Origin of the sequence: Acinetobacter sp. 226 (genome assembly GCF_048147925.1) — a bacterium.
GTDB lineage: Bacteria > Pseudomonadota > Gammaproteobacteria > Pseudomonadales > Moraxellaceae > Acinetobacter > Acinetobacter pecorum.
In genome coordinates this window covers 17,275-33,072 of sequence record NZ_JAYWYX010000003.1, presented here as the reverse complement: position 1 = coordinate 33,072, position 15,798 = coordinate 17,275, and the positions used below count along the sequence as shown (strand labels likewise).

Here is a 15,798-nt window from a genome sequence, read left to right as displayed (position 1 = left end):
TAAGTTAATTACATAATAGTGTAACCTTTTCATTACTATAATTAAAAAGGAACACTTTGTCGTGTTCCTTTTTTGTGTTGACTGGATTAAAAAAGCTTTAGCTCATCTGCTGTTTGAACGCCAGTATTTCGTCACGGATATTGCGCCATGCTTCTCCCAGATCAAGCTCTGCACCAATCTGGATGTTTGGGATGTTGCCGCGCATGCGTTCCAGACGTTGCTGGTTCGGGAGGGGCAGATCAACAATCCCTTCCAGTGCAATGCATTGTGCTGCGCGGTCATTGCAGACCAGACCCATGTCACAACCGGCTTTAAGGGCGGCCTGAATTCGTGCATCGGCATCGCCTGCAACACAGGCAGCCTGCATGCTTAAATCATCCGAGAACAGGACGCCGTCAAAGCCGAGCTCTTGACGCAAAACTTTCTGAATCCAGAATTCCGAGAATCCGGCTGGATTGGGATCCACCTGACTATAGATGACATGAGCCGGCATTAAAGCATCCAGCTGTGGTTGTAACTGGATAAAGGTCTGCATGTCTTTTTGCTGGATCTCTGCATAGGAGCGCGTATCAATTGCTGCAGCAACATGCGAATCTGCTTTGACCGAGCCATGACCCGGGAAATGTTTTCCGGTTGAAGCCATGCCGGCACGTTTCATGCCGTGCAGAAATGCGCCAGCCAGCGGAATAATATCCTGAATATTTTGTGCGAAACTGCGATCGCCGATCACATCACTGATACCATTCAAGTCCAATACTGGTGCAAAGCTGAAATCAATCCCGACAGCCAGTACTTCAGTCGCCATCAGCCAGCCGCATTTTTCAGCCAGTTCCAGAGCACGCAGTGAATCACTCGTATAAAGTTCGCCAAATTTTCCCATGGCAGGCAGTAGGGTAAAACCTTGTCTTAGACGTTGGACACGACCACCTTCCTGATCGACCGCAATTAAAATATCCGGGCGAACCTGACGCATATGATCAGTTAAGGCACGGACTTGAGCTGGAGATTCGATATTGCGACCAAATAAAATGACTCCACCGACTTGCGGCGCACTTAATAGTTCAATATCTTCTTGAGTCAGGGTGGTGCCTGCGATGTCGAGCATCAATGCGCCAATCATATGCGGATTCCATTTTAGAATTTTTCGGGGAAACAATACCTGATTTCTGCAATGATTTGCTACACTTTGTCAGCACAGAATATGATAAAACTACACGACATAAACATATTAAGTTGTTTAAGATGCTGAATACTTTAAATTCTGGTCGAAAAGCAACACGGTCACATTGGTCTCTAGGCCAAGGAAGTACGAATTATTTATGAAATTTCAAACGATAGCTTGCGCCGTTGCGATTGCGACAGGTGGATTCTTTTTTACCCATGTAGTGAATGATGCGATTGCGGCCAATAGTACAGAAGTGCTCAGCAAGGCGATTCAGCCATCTCAAGAACAGGCACTGGTATCACGCCAGCTGGCAACCCTGGTGGACCGTCAGCACTATTTGAATATGCGTCTGGATGCTCAGACATCACAGCGCATTTTTGATTTCTATATCGATAGTCTTGATCCGGAACATAGTCTATTTCTGGCTCCAGAAGTTGAAAACTACAAGAAACGTTATGGTGCCAGTTTTGGTGCCAATCTGAAAGCCGGCAATTTGTCGGGTCCTTATGAAATACATGAACAATATCGTCAGCGTCTGACCCAGTTCTATACGTATATGTTGAATGAGCTGAAAAAACCGCAGAATCTGAACCAGCCGAATGTTTATATCGAAACAGATCGTGAAAAAGCACCGTTCTTTAAAACAGAAGCTGAACAGCGCGCGCACTGGTCAAAAATGTTGGTGTCTCAGCTGATCAATCTGACTATCAGCAAAGAGGAAGAACAGGCCAAGCAGAAAGCCCTGAAAGCCAATCCGGAACTGGCCAATGGACAAGATCTCACAGGTCCTGAAGATCTGACGCCTGCGCAAACCTTGACTAAGCGTTACACCCGTCAGCTCGAACGCCTCAGTCGCATCAAGAGCGATGATGTGCTCGACAAGACACTGAACGCGATGATGCTGACTTATGATCCGCACAGTAATTACTTCCCACCTGTGGATGCGATGGAACTGAATCGTCAGACGACTTTGCAGTTAGAAGGGATTGGTGTGTCGATTCGTCCGGAACGCGGCAATGAAGATTACACCAAGATTGAAACCATTGTCGAAGGTGGTCCGGCCAGTAAGTCAGGCCAGGTCAAATCAGGTGACCGTATCATTGGTGTAGCTCAAGATGGCGAGCAGATGGTCGATGTTATTGGCTGGCCAAGTAATGAAATTGTCGGTTTGATTCGCGGCAAGCGTGGCACCAAAGTCACTTTGCGCTTACTCGGTGCAGGCGCCCCTATGGGACAGGCACGTAATGTGACCATTACCCGTGATGTGATCCAGGAAGAAGATGCAGGTGTACGTACACGTGTAGTTGAGATTCAACGTGACGGTAAAAAATATCAATATGGTGTGATCGAAATTCCGTCGTTCTATCTGAACTATCGTGCACGCCGTGCGGGTACGGATTATCGCTCGGTCTCTGAAGATACTAACAAGGCCTTGAAAGAGCTGGCAGCGAAGAATGTTGCCGGGATTATTGTCGATTTGCGCAATAACCCGGGCGGTTCACTGGAGGAAGTGGCACGTATGCTCGGACAGGTGATCAAGTCTGGTCCAGTGGTACAGATCCGTGATGGGAATGGCAACGTTAGCGTCTTTGAAGATGATGATGGCGGCGCACAAACCTATGCAGGTCCACTGGCAGTGATGGTCAATCTGGCATCTGCTTCAGCCAGTGAAATTTACTCTGCTGCGATTCAGGATTATGAGCGCGGGATTGTGATTGGCAGTACCACCACAGGTAAAGGTACGGCACAGGTACAACTGGATAGCTTGGCACATGGACAGGCGACACTGACCCAGCGTAAATTCTACCGTGTGACCGGTGGCAGTACCCAAAATAAAGGGGTCATTCCGGACATTAAACTGGTTGATATTTATAACGAAGAGTTCGGTGAGCGTAAGGCCAAAAATGCCTTGCAGTGGGATACCATTCCAACTGCGCCATTTAAACGTGAAGGCGCAGTACAGAAATATGTCCCTGAACTGGCTAAACTTTCTCAGCAACGGGTTTCACTTGATTCTCAGTTCAAGTATTTGGAACAGCGTAAAGCCGTAATGAAGAAAGCTGAAGAAGAAAAGCGTCAGGTACTGGACTTGCAACAGCGTAAAGCCGAGCTGATTGCAATGGAGCAAAAAACGCTGGAAGCAGAAAATGCCCGCCGTATTGCTACAGGTCTTAAGCCTTATCCGAATTGGGAAAGTTATCAGGCTTCGATGGATGCCTTGATTGAAACGCGTGCCAAGATGAAGGCCAAAGAACGTCCGGCTTTGCCTGAAGAAGAAGCTTTTGTGATTGAAGCGGCAAATGTGTTACTCGATTATGCCAACCTGCAGAAAAAATCCTAAGATTTAACTTTATTTATCTTTTATTAAAATAGCCTGTTTCGACAGGCTATTTTTTTATTCGGCCAGTTTGCACAAAAGACCAAATTAAATTTTGCTATGAAGTGCCATCTATCTAAATAAAAAGAAAAAAATTGTGACGGTGGTCGAATAAATGAGCTAAAAAAATGAAGCTAAATATTTGCTTAAATTTGAAACACTTCTAATATATAAGTCATATTTTATTTTTATGTTGAGTCAGATTTTAGGGGCAATTCTCAACTTCAAAAGAAAGAAATATAAATTCTAAGTTTGAGTTAAGACTGATGCTGTTGCAGATGAATTCACTTGCATTGATGTTCAGCTTGATGATTTTAATAAGTTCAAATTTGACCGGATGAAAATGGAAATACCAGTGCAGAGTATTATAAAAATGGTCACCGATGGGGAGCATTTTATATGATTGAAATTCAGCATGATATTACTCTGGTCACCGCTTCCATTCTTTCAGCATTGATTGCTTGTTATCTGATTATCCGGATTAAAAAATTTGCTTCAGGGGCTGCGCAGCCAAATGTTAAAACTTTCAGTTTAATGCTAACAGCTATGCTATTGGGACTATTGATCTGGTTGATCCATTTTATCGGGCTGACAGCAAGTTTTATGCTGCATACATATGAAATAGATTGGGGGATACTGCTCCTTTCTGTTCTGGTGGTATGCTTTGCCGCTATCTTTATCTTCTGGTTGAGTACACGGAAGACTTGGTCGTTTTTTCGAATAGTTCTTGTCACCGGGATAATCGCGCTTGGTATCTTTGGTATGCATTATATCAGCATGATGGCATTCAATTTTACTGCTAGCAATGTGCTACAGTTCCCGCAATTTACCCATACACAGGATCAGCTTTTTCTGGCCATAATATTAATGAGCGGGCTGTTACTGCTAACGCTGATTTGTATCGTTGTGTCCGAACTGCGTGTCGGTTCACGCAATCGTCAGCTTGCTTGGGCCAATCAGCAAATTGAAAACCAGACCATTCAGGATAATCTGACCAAATTACCCAACCGTCTATATCTGGCTGAGTATGCAAATAAATTATTTTCTGATCAGCCCCAGCAGCATGAAATAGCCTTTTTATACATTGATCTGGACCGTTTTAAGGCGGTCAATGATGTGTTTGGCCATCTGGTCGGTGACCAGTTGCTGATTCAGTTGACCACACGGATTCACCAGTTATTGGGTCATCACTCCAAGCTGCTCAGAATCGGCGGCGATGAATTTCTGCTGGTACTGGAAAATACCTCTGTTACCAAAGCGGCAAAAATGTCAGAAAAGATTCTCGAGCTGATCCAGGAAAGTTTCCTGATTGAAGGCAAGAGTATTCATATCTCGGGCAGTATTGGTATTGCCATGTATCCGGAACATGGCAAAAATTTACAGGATTTGTTAGTCAATGCCGATGCTGCCATGCTCAGTTCCAAGTATCAGGGGCGCAATACCTATTCGGTGTTTAACTATTCTACCGATCAGGATGAAAGCAAGAGTCAAAGTACCCTGATTAATGATCTGTATAAAGCGGTGGAAGAACAGCAGTTTGTACTATTCTATCAGCCAAAGTTTAGGACCAGGGACCGTAGCTTGTGTGGGGTAGAGGCATTAATCCGCTGGAATCATCCCCAGTTTGGACTGCTCGGCCCGAATCTGTTTATCAATGCAGCTGAAAAAACCGGACTAATTATTCAAATGGGCTACTGGGCATTAGAGCTGGCCTGTCAGCAGATTCAAAAATGGCAAGATACACATACCGAATTTTTCCCTGTTGCGGTTAATTTGTCTGCGGTACAATTTGAGCATAAGCAGCTTTTTAGTACCTTGGAAAAGTTGTTTGCCCAATATAAAATTAGTCCTCAGCATTTGATGATCGAGATTACTGAGTCGACTGCCATGCATCATATTGATGTGAGTATTCGCAGTTTTAAGCGCTTAAGACAAATGGGCATCCGTCTGGCCATTGATGATTTTGGTACGGGACATTCAAGTTTTCTCTATTTAAAGAATTTAGCCGTAGATGAATTAAAAATTGACCGGGAATTTATCAAAAATCTGGAAGTCGGCTCCAAAGAAGAAATAATTCTGGAAAGTATTATCCAGTTGGCTATGAAACTGGGATTGGTGGTGACCGCGGAAGGTGTTGAAACAGAAGCGCAAGCGGAAATTTTAACCCGGCTCGGTTGTGAACAGTTACAAGGCTTTTTGCTGGGCTTACCAGTAGATGAACAACGACTAGAAAACTTACAATTTCATTAATAGCGCTCTAATTGATTGAGCGTCAGGATAGACTACATGGCTCACGGAACTCCACCCTGAAACTCTGCTACAATATCGCCAATTTTTTTCATATTGATCGAATTTGATCTCGAATGCTGTGCATTGAGCAGTAGGTATATTTCATGAGCTTTAAGCAAGAACTGGCGGCACAAGTCGCCCAGCGACGTACGTTCGCTATTATTTCCCACCCCGATGCCGGTAAAACCACCATGACAGAAAAATTGCTGTTATGGGGCCAGGCCATTCAGGTGGCCGGGATGGTAAAAAGCCGTAAATCTGACCGGGCCGCAACATCGGACTGGATGGAAATGGAAAAAGAGCGTGGTATCTCCATCACGACTTCGGTGATGCAATTTCCTTTTAAAGACAAGATGATCAATCTTCTGGATACCCCGGGACATGAGGACTTCTCGGAAGATACCTATCGTACCTTAACCGCAGTAGACTCTGCGCTGATGGTGATTGACGGGGCAAAAGGTGTCGAAGACCGTACCATTAAACTGATGGAAGTGTGTCGGATGCGCGATACTCCGATCATCTCTTTCGTCAACAAAATGGACCGTGAAATCCGTGAGCCGCTCGAACTTCTTGATGAAATTGAAAACGTTCTGAAAATTAAATGTGTGCCATTAACCTGGCCATTGGGTACAGGTCGTGACTTCGCTGGTGTTTATAACCTGATCGAAGACAAGTTTTATGTTTATAAAGCGGGCTTCGGTTCAGTGATTACCGACATTGAGGTACGTGATGGTTATGACTATCCGGATCTTCGCGAGAAAGTCGGTGATCTGGCTTGGGCAGCATTTGAAGAATCGCTGGAACTGGTACAAATGGCCAATGAGCCTTTGGATCGTGAAGAGTTTCTGGCGGGTCGTCAAACACCTGTTCTGTTCGGTACAGCCTTGGGTAACTTTGGTGTCGACCATGTTCTGGATGCTTTCAGCCAATATGCACCACCACCGAAAGCTCATCCGACCCAAGATCGTGTTGTAGAAGCGGATGAAGAAGGTTTTACCGGTTTTGTCTTTAAAATTCAGGCCAATATGGATCCAAAACACCGTGACCGTATTGCTTTCATGCGGATATGTTCAGGCAAGTATGAAAAAGGCCTGAAGATGAAGCATGTGCGTCTGGATAAAGATGTGCGCATCAGCGATGCCTTAACTTTCCTTGCAGGAGACCGTCAGCATCTTGAAGAAGCCTGGCCGGGTGATATTATTGGTCTGCATAACCATGGCACTATCCAGATCGGTGATACATTTACCTCGGGTGAGAAACTTCAGTTTACCGGTATTCCACACTTTGCGCCGGAAATGTTCCGTCGTGTCCGATTGAAGGATCCATTAAAATCCAAGCAGCTGCAAAAAGGTCTAAAAGAGCTTTCAGAAGAAGGCGCGACTCAGGTATTCATGCCGCAGAATAACAACGATCTGATCGTGGGTGCTGTGGGTGTGCTACAGTTTGAAGTGGTGGCTTACCGTCTGAAAGAAGAATACAAGGTCGACTGTGTTTACGAACCGGTCAACATCAACACAGTACGTTGGGTATCTTGTGATGATGAGAAGAAATTCAACGAATTCAAGAAAAAAGCCCATGACCAGTTGTCTGTCGATGGTGGTGGTCATTTAACTTATCTTGCCCCAAGCCGGGTGAATTTACAGCTGATGCAAGAGCGCTATCCGGATATCGTGTTCCGTAATACACGCGAACACTAAAAGTTCAGGGTTCGCAGCCAAAGTCTAAAAATATCAAGCAGCTTCTCCGGAAGCTGTTTTATTTTATGCTACATTTAAACAATTAATAACTCGATAGATATAGTAAAGAGAATGAAGCTCAGTAAGGAAGTCGTCCTCGGTTCTGTGATTGGTTTAAGCCTTGTCCTGAGTGGCTGTGATCAGGGTGAAAAAGAATCCCTTACTACTCCAAAAAATGAAAAAATCACTGTAGTGAAGAATGCTGATGTCTTGCCTTATCTGAATATTCAAGAACAGCCGGCCAAGATTGCCTTGCCATTTTGTGAAAATAAAAACTGTATCAATCTGGATATTCAGACCTTAGTTACGGTTGATCCATGGATGAACCAATGGATTGAAAAGCAGCAGGCAAAAGTGATTCAGGATCAAATCGGCTTGAAACAGGACATGAGTTTACAGCAGGCCATCAATGCCTATGTGAAAAAATCGGATGCCTGGCAAGCTCAGCTCAATTTGAACAAGGCTTATGAACTGTCGCTATATACCCGTATTCCTTACCAGCGCAATCAGTATGTGCTGATGCAGATCGGGGTGGACTCCAAACAGGAAAATGTCAGCGTGCATGAGCGCTATTATTTTTTTGTGGCCGATCGCCGCCAGCAGAAAATGCTGACCCCACTTGATATTATCGATTCTAAACAGCAGTTACTGATGGATCAGATTATTCAGCAGGCTTATCAAGCTTGGCTAAAAGAAAACAATTCACAAGTTCAGCAAAAAGCACCAAAAAAACTGTATTGGGGCCAGGCTGACTGGTTCTTTGATCAGGAAGGCATCGGTCTGCATTTTCGCAGTCATGAAATCAGTAAAGACGCCAAACAACTGGATATTTATTTAACAAAACAACAAACACAACAGGTCTTGAAAGCTGAGATCTATCAGCATATGTTTTAAAGCTGGTGATCTTGCAAGATGATTACAGGTTCCAAAAAGGTGAGTGAATGCCAATATATAAGAATATTTTTTGTCTATCCATACTGGCATCAGCGGTGCTGCTGAGTGCCTGCCAGCCAAAGGGCGATGCCCCAAAAGAGTCGACTGCTCCTGAAGTGGTACAAACCGAGCCTGAAGTAATTAAACTCACGGGTGAGACCGAAAAACTCAAGCTGACAATTCCGGAATGTGAAGACAAAAGCTGCCCGGAAATCTCGATTGAACGCCTGAACAGTAATCAAAGTTTTATTAATGAATGGATTGATCAGCAGATTCTACAACAGTTGAAAAGTATCCTGTCTGTAGATGCGATTGAACCGGCAAAAGTGACTGCGGCTAGTGAAGCAGAAACGGCTGCCTCTAAGCCCAAAGCAGCTTTGACAACAGTAGCAACACCAAAACAGCAGCTTGAACAGCAAATTCAGCCCTATATACAGACTTTTTTGAATCTGGATAAAGAACTCAAAGCACTGAGTGCCAGTCATAGCATCAGCCTGATGATTAAACCCAAGATTCTGAATTCAGGGTATCCCCTTGCGACCGTGGTTCTGAACAGCAGTTATTATTTGGGAGGAGCACATGGGGCATCTGCACAGACTTATTATAACTTTGATCTCGAGCAGCAAAAACTGGTCAAGCTGGACGACATTATTGCGACCAAGCAAAAAGCCAAACTTGAAACGCGTGCCTATGAAGCTTTTAAAGACTGGGTAGTAGACTCCAAGCTTGCCAAAGATGTGGCCGAGTATGAACAGGCCTGGAAGTTCAAGCTTAGTGATAACTTCTATCTGGCCCAGCAAGGTCTGGTCTTGCAATATGCCGAATATGAAATTGGGCCTTATGTCGCTGGTTTGCCACGTTTGATGATTCCGTATGAGCAGTTACAAGGTGTGCTAAAACCGGAATATTTGCCACACACAGAAAACGCTGCCTCTGAAATAAAGCCAGCACCTGCTGCAAAAGCCAAATGACCTTAAAGCTGTTTGATACGCATACCCATTTTGATGTTCCCGAGTTCGACCCTGATCGGGAACAGTTGGCGTATGCGGCCAAAACTGCCGGTATTGAGCATCTGGTTTTAATAGGATTTTTGCAAAAACGTTTTGCCGACCTGCTAAGAACCCACAACTTTATCAATGATCTGGAAAATGTACCGCAAAGCCATTTAGCACCGGGCTTGCATCCGTTTTATATTGAACAGCATCAGACTACTCATTTGCAGGAGCTGGAACAACTGCTTCATCATGAACGATGTATTGCCATTGGTGAAATCGGTCTGGATACCTTTTTAAAACAGCACAAACAGGCTGAAATTTTCCAGAAACAAAAAGATTTTTTTGCTGCACAACTGGAACTGGCGCAGCAATTCGATAAGCCAGTTTTGCTGCATATCCGTAAATCCCATGCGGAGGTTTTGCAGATGTTAAAACAACACCGATTTAAACAGGGTGGCATTGCACATGCCTTTGGTGGTGGAATTGAGGAAGCTAAAGCCTTTATCAAGCTGGGATTCAAACTGGGTATTACTGGGCAAATCACCAATCCAAACGCCAAAAAACTGCATCAAGTGGTGCAGTATGTCGGACCAGAACATCTGGTGCTGGAAACCGACTGTCCGGATATGACGCCGCTTTGTTGTCAAAGTTCAAGCGAGCATCGTACTAGAAATACGCCTGCCAATTTACCTTATGTGTTGCAAGGGCTGGCAAAAAGCCTGCATATGCACAAAGAGGAGCTAGCTGAACAGCTCTGGCAAAATACCCATCAGGCTCTGCATTTGACCATTTAAATTAATACTCTTAACTCGGTCTTAAATTCCCAGTTCATCATAAATAGAAAAAAAGGTGCATTATGCAATTTCTAAAATGCTCCAGACTTGGCATCATGCCATATACATTTTTTTAGGTGAGATTCACATGGCACAAGGACTTTTGGCGGGTAAGCGCTTCTTGATCGCGGGCATTGCGAGTAAATTATCGATCGCTTTTGGTATTGCTCAAGCATTGCATCGTGAAGGTGCTGAATTGGCTTTTACTTATCCAAATGAAAAGCTGAAAAAGCGGGTAGATGACTTTGCTGAACAGTTTGGTTCGAAACTGGTTTTTCCTTGTGATGTGGCAGTAGATGCTGAAATTGACAATGCATTTGCTGAATTGGCTAAACACTGGGATGGTCTGGACGGCGTAGTGCATTCTATCGGTTTTGCACCGGCACATACGCTGGATGGCGACTTTACCGAAATCACGGATCGTGAAGGTTTTAATATTGCGCATGACATCAGTGCCTATAGTTTTATCGCAATGGCACGCGCGGCAAAACCTTTGCTGCAAGTCCGTCAAGGTTGTTTGCTAACATTGACCTATCAAGGTTCTGAGCGCGTGATGCCAAATTATAACGTCATGGGTATGGCCAAAGCGTCTTTAGAAGCTGGCGTACGTTATTTGGCGTCTAGCTTGGGTCAGGAAGGGATTCGTGTGAACGCGATCTCTGCGGGTCCAATCCGTACCTTGGCAGCTTCAGGTATTAAATCATTCCGTAAAATGCTCGATCTGAATGAGAAAGTTGCACCATTAAAACGTAATGTGACGATTGAAGATGTCGGTAATGCTGCCTTATTCCTGTGCTCGCCATGGGCCAACGGGATTACGGGTGAAATCCTGTATGTTGATGCCGGCTTTAACACTGTTGGTATGAGCGCTGAATTGATGGCAGATGCGGAATAAAAATCTGCTTTTCACCTTCTCCCTTTGGGAGAAGGTCGGGATGAGGGAATTTTTATTTACCTCTCCCTTACTAGCAGTGCTTGTCATCTTCTAGAAGATGAGAGAATTCCTCCCTTTTTAAAGGGAGGTGAGGAGGGATTGAGTTAAGAAATTAATCTCCCCAAATCTCTCTTTAAAAAGAGGGGCTCAAAAAAAGACCGCATAAGCGGTCTTTTTTTAGATTTGAAGGACAGCGATTAAGCCTGACCATCCACAGCAGCGGCTTGTGCACGTTGCATATTGGCTTCAAATTCAGCATCGAAGTTGATTGGAGTCAATAGCAATTGTGGGAAGCTGCCTTTAGTTACCATATCGTTCACTGCCTCACGTAGGAACGGGAACAGGATATTCGGGCAATAAGCACCCAGGATATATGGCAGACGCTCTTCTTCAACGCCATCAATCAGGAAAATACCGGCTTGAGTGACATCAACGATAAACGCGGTATCGCCTTCGTTGGTTGCTTGAACCACGACTTTCAATGTTACTTCAAAATGAGTTTCATCAATTTTTTCTGCAGAAGAAGAAAGATTGATGTTTAACTCAGGCTGCCATTGTTTGGTAAAAACTTGCGCCCCAGGAACTTCAAAAGAAATATCTTTGGTATAAATACGCTCTAATGCCAATTGTGGTTGAGCTTGTTGTTCTTCACTCATTTTTTGATCCTTAATATGAAGTGATAATTTTAGTAAGGTTAAGCCAGCAATTCATCAAGTTTGCCTTCACGCTCTAAAGCATAAAGCTGGTCGAAACCACCGATAAACTGATCATTAATAAAAATTTGTGGCACGGTACGGTGATTGGTACGCTGCATCAATTCAAGACGGACTTCCGGTGCTTCCTGAGATAAATTAATCTCTTTATATGCTACACCTTTGCGTTCCAATAGCTGTTTCGCACGCACGCAATAAGGACATACAGTCGTCGAATAAATAGTCACTTCAGCCATGATCAATCTCCTGTTCGTGGATTATTTGCTTTTCACCAAAGGTAAACCTTGAGCTTTCCAGTTGCTTATGCCGCCATCAAGACGGTAGGCATCGGCATGACCGACCTGTTGTAACGCAGTACCAGCCACTTGGCCAAGGTTGCAAATGAACACCAAAGGGCGATCAGATGCTTTAAGCTCTTCAACATGTTTTGTAATCTGGCTATATGGAATATTACGGCTGCCACTGATATGACCTTCACGGAAGTCTTTGGCATCACGTAAATCAATCAGCATGGCATTTTTTGCTTTGACTAAAATTCCCAGCGATTGCGGAGAGATTTTGCGACCGTTACGTTGGCCTTCGACAATGAAGAACAAAACCACTAATACCGCGAGTGTTCCAAATAAGAAGGGGTGATTCCCCATAAACTCGAACCAACGTTCCACAATTCACCTAATTACAATTTTAAAATTGCCAAGAGTATAGCTCATAAATATGGTGATCAAAATCACCGCTTCAAGGGCGAGGCCTTAAGAAAATTAATTTTTTTGCTGTGCTTCAGTAATTTCGTCGATTAAACGCAAATAGCTGTCCAGTCGGCGCGGCAAAATTTCACCTGATGCTGCTGCCTGACGTAAGGCACACTGCTTTTCATGTTTATGGGTACAGTTGCGGAACTGGCAGTGACCGAGCAGATTTTCTATTTCAGGAAAACCAGTCTGGATCTTGTCTAAAGTCAGATGCCAGAGACCAAATTCCCGGATTCCCGGTGAGTCGATCAGCGCAGCATTTTCCCCGAATGGAATCAGGCGCGTCGAAGTCGTGGTATGTTGACCCAGTGCCGAGTTTTCAGAAATGATATTGGTCTTTTGTGCAGCATCTGGCACGATCGCATTAATCAGCGTACTTTTACCGACGCCCGATTGACCGACAAAGGCCACGGTTTCATTTTCCAGACGATTAGACAGAGCACTCAGGTCACCATCGGACTGGGTCTGCATCACTTCATAACCAAGGTCCTGATATTCTTGTAACAGATTCAGAATTGGATCGTTTTCTTTCAATAAATCGGCTTTGTTCATTACCAGTAGCGCAGGAATGTCGGCATCGGCACAGGCCACCAGATAACGGTCGATCAGACCCGGCGCTGGCTCAGGCAGAGGAGCGAATACAATCACAATCAGTGAAATGTTGGCCGCTACAGGTTTAACCTTGTGATAGCGGTCGGGGCGTGTCAATAACGATTTGCGGGGATGAATCGCGGTGATAATCCCCAAACCGGTATTTGGATCGGCTTGCCATTTGACCCGATCCCCAGTGACCAGTAAATCCAGATTGGTCCGAGTATGACAGCGCCAGACACTGCCTAGCTCGATTTCTTTCCAGAAAGGTTCAGGTTCGCCCTCTTGTACCACCGGTTTTTCAGGATGAATGTCGGGGGTAGACAAGGCCTGCACTTCAAGTTGACGACCATAATGTTGCACCACTAGACCTTCGAGATCGCTGGAGGTATCGAGATCTTCTTGACGTGTTTTCTGTTGTTTCTGAATGCGGCGCTGTTGTTGCTCTGTCAGACGACGCTTACGTATTAAGGCCATTCATATCCTAAAAAAACCGGGTAAATCAGATGGCAAAAATAGCATGAAGCAGCCCCCGAATGACACCCAAGATGTAATTAATTTGCTACTATAGTTGTTTTTAAACCCAATAAGATTGCACATTTATGAGCAGTACCGCTGATACCCGCCTGATTTGGATTGACCTGGAAATGACAGGTCTAGACACAGACAACGACCAAATTATTGAAATTGCGACGATTGTAACCGATGACAATTTAAATATTCTGGCTGAAGGTCCTGTGCTTGCGGTGCATCAGCCTGCCCGTCTGTTAAATGCCATGGATGAATGGAATACCCGTCAACATGGTCAGTCTGGCCTGATTGAACGTGTGCGTCGCAGTAAACTGACCGCTCAGGATGCCGAGCAGCAAACGCTTGAATTTCTGAAAAAATGGGTGAATCCAAAATCATCACCGATGTGTGGTAACTCGATCTGTCAGGATCGCCGCTTCCTGCACCGCCTGATGCCTGAACTGGAACAGTATTTCCATTACCGTAATCTGGATGTCTCTTCAGTAAAAGAACTGGCCAAACGCTGGCGCCCGGAAATCATGAGTGGCCTCAAGAAAAATGCTTCGCATCTGGCGATGGATGACATTCGCGATTCAATTGCCGAACTGAAATACTATCGTGAATATTTTTTCATCATGAATAAAGACTAATTCCGATAGATGAAAAAGAGGCGTAAGCCTCTTTTTTTATGGTGCTGAGGCTTTTTTCTTTTTAAAAAGACCCTCTATGATTTCAAATATGGCCCACGATACAAGCACCAAAATCAAATGGGTCTGGGTTTCATAACGATCCAAGATCACAAAACCAAACAAGCCTAAAGTCAGCAAACGAATAAAAATACTCAGCCCATAGTTTTTCTGCTTTTGGCTACTGTAAAAATATAAATGTAACGCAATCAGTATAAAGTTGAGAGTCAAAAGAGCATTGATGAGCACAGGGTTTGACTCCTATATTTAAAATTCTATTTAATTTAAAATTATATGTATAAATTTTATTCAATTATAAGGTGTTCCTGAATTTATCTTTCTGATTTTCCTGATGGATTTTGTATCGAAATTTTAGGAGCAGTAAAACAATGCTGACTTTGCTAAAATAAACTGTGATTTAACTGCTATTGATGACTTATGACTGATCTGCTTCAAGACGATGAATATGAGCGCCGCTTTGCCGGTGTTGCCAAAATTTATGGAGAAGACAGCTTTAGCCATTATGAAAAAAGTCATGTGATGGTGATCGGTATCGGCGGTGTCGGTTCATGGGCAGTAGAAGCTCTGGCACGTAGCGGAATTGGCGAACTGACCTTGGTCGATATGGATGTCGTCGCAGCATCAAATATCAACCGCCAGTTACCTGCCATGAGTACCACCTTGGGTCATGAAAAAATTGAAGTTATGGCCGAGCGGTGTCGTGCAATTAATCCACGGATTAAAATCAATCTGATTGATGATTATCTGACACCTGAGAATATCAAAGAAATTTTAGCTCCGACACCGGATCTGATTTTAGATTGCATCGATGATGTCAAAGCCAAATTCGCCTTGATGTTACATTGTCGCTTTAACAAGATTCCGTTAATCGTATCGGGCGGGGCAGGGGGTAAACTGGATCCACTGAAAATTCGTGTTGCAGATTTATCTAAAACCGAGCAGGATCCGATGCTGGCCAAATTGCGTGCCCAGTTACGTGCTAAAGGCATCTGTAAAAAGCCCAAAGAAAAATTCGGTATTACCTGTGTCTATTCAATTGATAATCCATTCTCAAGTGCCGATGTCTGTGCCAGTGCCGGTTTGCGATGTGGAGGGTATGGGTCGGCTGTGGTGGTGACCTCCAGTTTTGCCATGGTCGCCGTGGCAGAAGGGCTGAAAAAGCTCGATAGTAAAAGAGCAAAATCCTGATTTGAAAAATAAAAAGCACAGTATCTGTGCTTTTTTTCAAGTGACGTTTAGAATGAAAGGATTCATTCACAGAACAAA

15 protein-coding genes are annotated in these 15,798 nt (G+C 44.2%); 9 read left to right on the top strand and 6 right to left on the bottom strand.

Translation table 11 applies throughout. The features are described from left to right. Positions 1-97: 97 nt before the first annotated feature. Positions 98-1,120: a beta-N-acetylhexosaminidase gene (gene nagZ, locus VXP95_RS01625; RefSeq protein ID WP_416680404.1), complete on the bottom strand. Its 1,023-nt coding sequence runs from the start codon at positions 1,118-1,120 to the stop codon at positions 98-100. A gap of 199 nt (positions 1,121-1,319) precedes the next feature. On the opposite strand from nagZ, the gene VXP95_RS01620 reads away from it, so the two are divergent. The 7 genes from VXP95_RS01620 to VXP95_RS01590 all read left to right on the top strand — a co-directional run bounded on the left by VXP95_RS01620 (position 1,320) and on the right by VXP95_RS01590 (position 11,223). Further along, positions 1,320-3,506 carry a carboxy terminal-processing peptidase gene (locus VXP95_RS01620; protein WP_064094807.1) on the top strand — a complete coding sequence of 729 codons (2,187 nt, stop codon included), beginning with the start codon at positions 1,320-1,322 and terminating at the stop codon, positions 3,504-3,506. A gap of 435 nt (positions 3,507-3,941) precedes the next feature. Next, a complete protein-coding gene (locus VXP95_RS01615) occupies positions 3,942-5,792 on the top strand; it encodes a putative bifunctional diguanylate cyclase/phosphodiesterase (protein ID WP_416680403.1) in 1,851 nt (616 codons plus the stop codon). A 143-nt stretch (positions 5,793-5,935) separates the two neighbouring features. Then, entirely contained in the window at positions 5,936-7,528 is a 1,593-nt protein-coding gene (locus VXP95_RS01610; protein WP_064102261.1) for a peptide chain release factor 3, read from the top strand. 111 nt (positions 7,529-7,639) lie between these two features. Continuing rightward, on the top strand, positions 7,640-8,461 hold the full coding sequence (locus tag VXP95_RS01605; RefSeq protein ID WP_416711258.1) for a hypothetical protein: 822 nt from the start codon (positions 7,640-7,642) through the stop codon (positions 8,459-8,461). Positions 8,462-8,508: 47 nt separating this feature from the next. Then, on the top strand, positions 8,509-9,471 hold the full coding sequence (locus tag VXP95_RS01600; protein WP_416711256.1) for an RsiV family protein: 963 nt from the start codon (positions 8,509-8,511) through the stop codon (positions 9,469-9,471). Next, entirely contained in the window at positions 9,468-10,289 is an 822-nt protein-coding gene (locus VXP95_RS01595; RefSeq protein WP_191730382.1) for a TatD family hydrolase, read from the top strand. Before VXP95_RS01600 ends, VXP95_RS01595 begins: the two co-directional genes overlap by 4 nt. A 127-nt stretch (positions 10,290-10,416) precedes the next feature. Then, a complete protein-coding gene (locus VXP95_RS01590) occupies positions 10,417-11,223 on the top strand; it encodes an enoyl-ACP reductase FabI (RefSeq protein WP_144724052.1) in 807 nt (268 codons plus the stop codon). 236 nt (positions 11,224-11,459) lie between these two features. Here VXP95_RS01590 and secB read toward each other — a convergent pair whose 3' ends face one another. From secB to rsgA, 4 genes are all read right to left on the bottom strand, one after another. Next, on the bottom strand, positions 11,460-11,918 hold the full coding sequence (gene secB / locus VXP95_RS01585) for a protein-export chaperone SecB (RefSeq protein WP_064094800.1): 459 nt from the start codon (positions 11,916-11,918) through the stop codon (positions 11,460-11,462). 38 nt (positions 11,919-11,956) lie between these two features. Continuing rightward, a complete protein-coding gene (gene grxC / locus VXP95_RS01580; RefSeq protein ID WP_004278388.1) occupies positions 11,957-12,211 on the bottom strand; it encodes a glutaredoxin 3 in 255 nt (84 codons plus the stop codon). A 21-nt stretch (positions 12,212-12,232) separates the two neighbouring features. Beyond that, entirely contained in the window at positions 12,233-12,640 is a 408-nt protein-coding gene (locus VXP95_RS01575) for a rhodanese-like domain-containing protein (RefSeq protein WP_064094799.1), read from the bottom strand. Positions 12,641-12,733: 93 nt separating this feature from the next. After that, positions 12,734-13,792 (bottom strand): ribosome small subunit-dependent GTPase A, encoded by a 1,059-nt coding sequence (rsgA, locus tag VXP95_RS01570; protein ID WP_416680397.1) that lies wholly within the window; start codon positions 13,790-13,792, stop codon positions 12,734-12,736. A gap of 125 nt (positions 13,793-13,917) precedes the next feature. Here rsgA and orn point away from each other — a divergent pair, with 125 nt between their 5' ends. After that, positions 13,918-14,475 (top strand): oligoribonuclease, encoded by a 558-nt coding sequence (gene orn, locus VXP95_RS01565; RefSeq protein ID WP_005103209.1) that lies wholly within the window; start codon positions 13,918-13,920, stop codon positions 14,473-14,475. Positions 14,476-14,511: 36 nt separating this feature from the next. On the opposite strand, the gene VXP95_RS01560 is transcribed toward orn, so the two are convergent. Continuing rightward, positions 14,512-14,760 carry a hypothetical protein gene (locus VXP95_RS01560; RefSeq protein WP_416680396.1) on the bottom strand — a complete coding sequence of 83 codons (249 nt, stop codon included), beginning with the start codon at positions 14,758-14,760 and terminating at the stop codon, positions 14,512-14,514. Positions 14,761-14,949: 189 nt separating this feature from the next. Between VXP95_RS01560 and VXP95_RS01555 the strand changes: the two genes are divergently transcribed. Further along, positions 14,950-15,720, top strand: coding sequence for a ThiF family adenylyltransferase (locus VXP95_RS01555; protein WP_191730384.1), 771 nt, complete (start codon positions 14,950-14,952; stop codon positions 15,718-15,720). Positions 15,721-15,798: the final 78 nt, after the last annotated feature.

Coding starts and splice junctions, on each gene's coding strand:
- VXP95_RS01600 (WP_416711256.1), top strand. CDS start 8,509: ATGCCAATATATAAGAATATTTTTTGTCTATCCATACTGGCATCAGCG.
- VXP95_RS01555 (WP_191730384.1), top strand. CDS start 14,950: ATGACTGATCTGCTTCAAGACGATGAATATGAGCGCCGCTTTGCCGGT.
- secB (WP_064094800.1), bottom strand. CDS start 11,918: ATGAGTGAAGAACAACAAGCTCAACCACAATTGGCATTAGAGCGTATT.
- nagZ (WP_416680404.1), bottom strand. CDS start 1,120: ATGATTGGCGCATTGATGCTCGACATCGCAGGCACCACCCTGACTCAA.
- VXP95_RS01590 (WP_144724052.1), top strand. CDS start 10,417: ATGGCACAAGGACTTTTGGCGGGTAAGCGCTTCTTGATCGCGGGCATT.
- VXP95_RS01620 (WP_064094807.1), top strand. CDS start 1,320: ATGAAATTTCAAACGATAGCTTGCGCCGTTGCGATTGCGACAGGTGGA.
- VXP95_RS01595 (WP_191730382.1), top strand. CDS start 9,468: ATGACCTTAAAGCTGTTTGATACGCATACCCATTTTGATGTTCCCGAG.
- VXP95_RS01610 (WP_064102261.1), top strand. CDS start 5,936: ATGAGCTTTAAGCAAGAACTGGCGGCACAAGTCGCCCAGCGACGTACG.
- rsgA (WP_416680397.1), bottom strand. CDS start 13,792: ATGGCCTTAATACGTAAGCGTCGTCTGACAGAGCAACAACAGCGCCGC.
- VXP95_RS01605 (WP_416711258.1), top strand. CDS start 7,640: ATGAAGCTCAGTAAGGAAGTCGTCCTCGGTTCTGTGATTGGTTTAAGC.
- grxC (WP_004278388.1), bottom strand. CDS start 12,211: ATGGCTGAAGTGACTATTTATTCGACGACTGTATGTCCTTATTGCGTG.
- orn (WP_005103209.1), top strand. CDS start 13,918: ATGAGCAGTACCGCTGATACCCGCCTGATTTGGATTGACCTGGAAATG.
- VXP95_RS01615 (WP_416680403.1), top strand. CDS start 3,942: ATGATTGAAATTCAGCATGATATTACTCTGGTCACCGCTTCCATTCTT.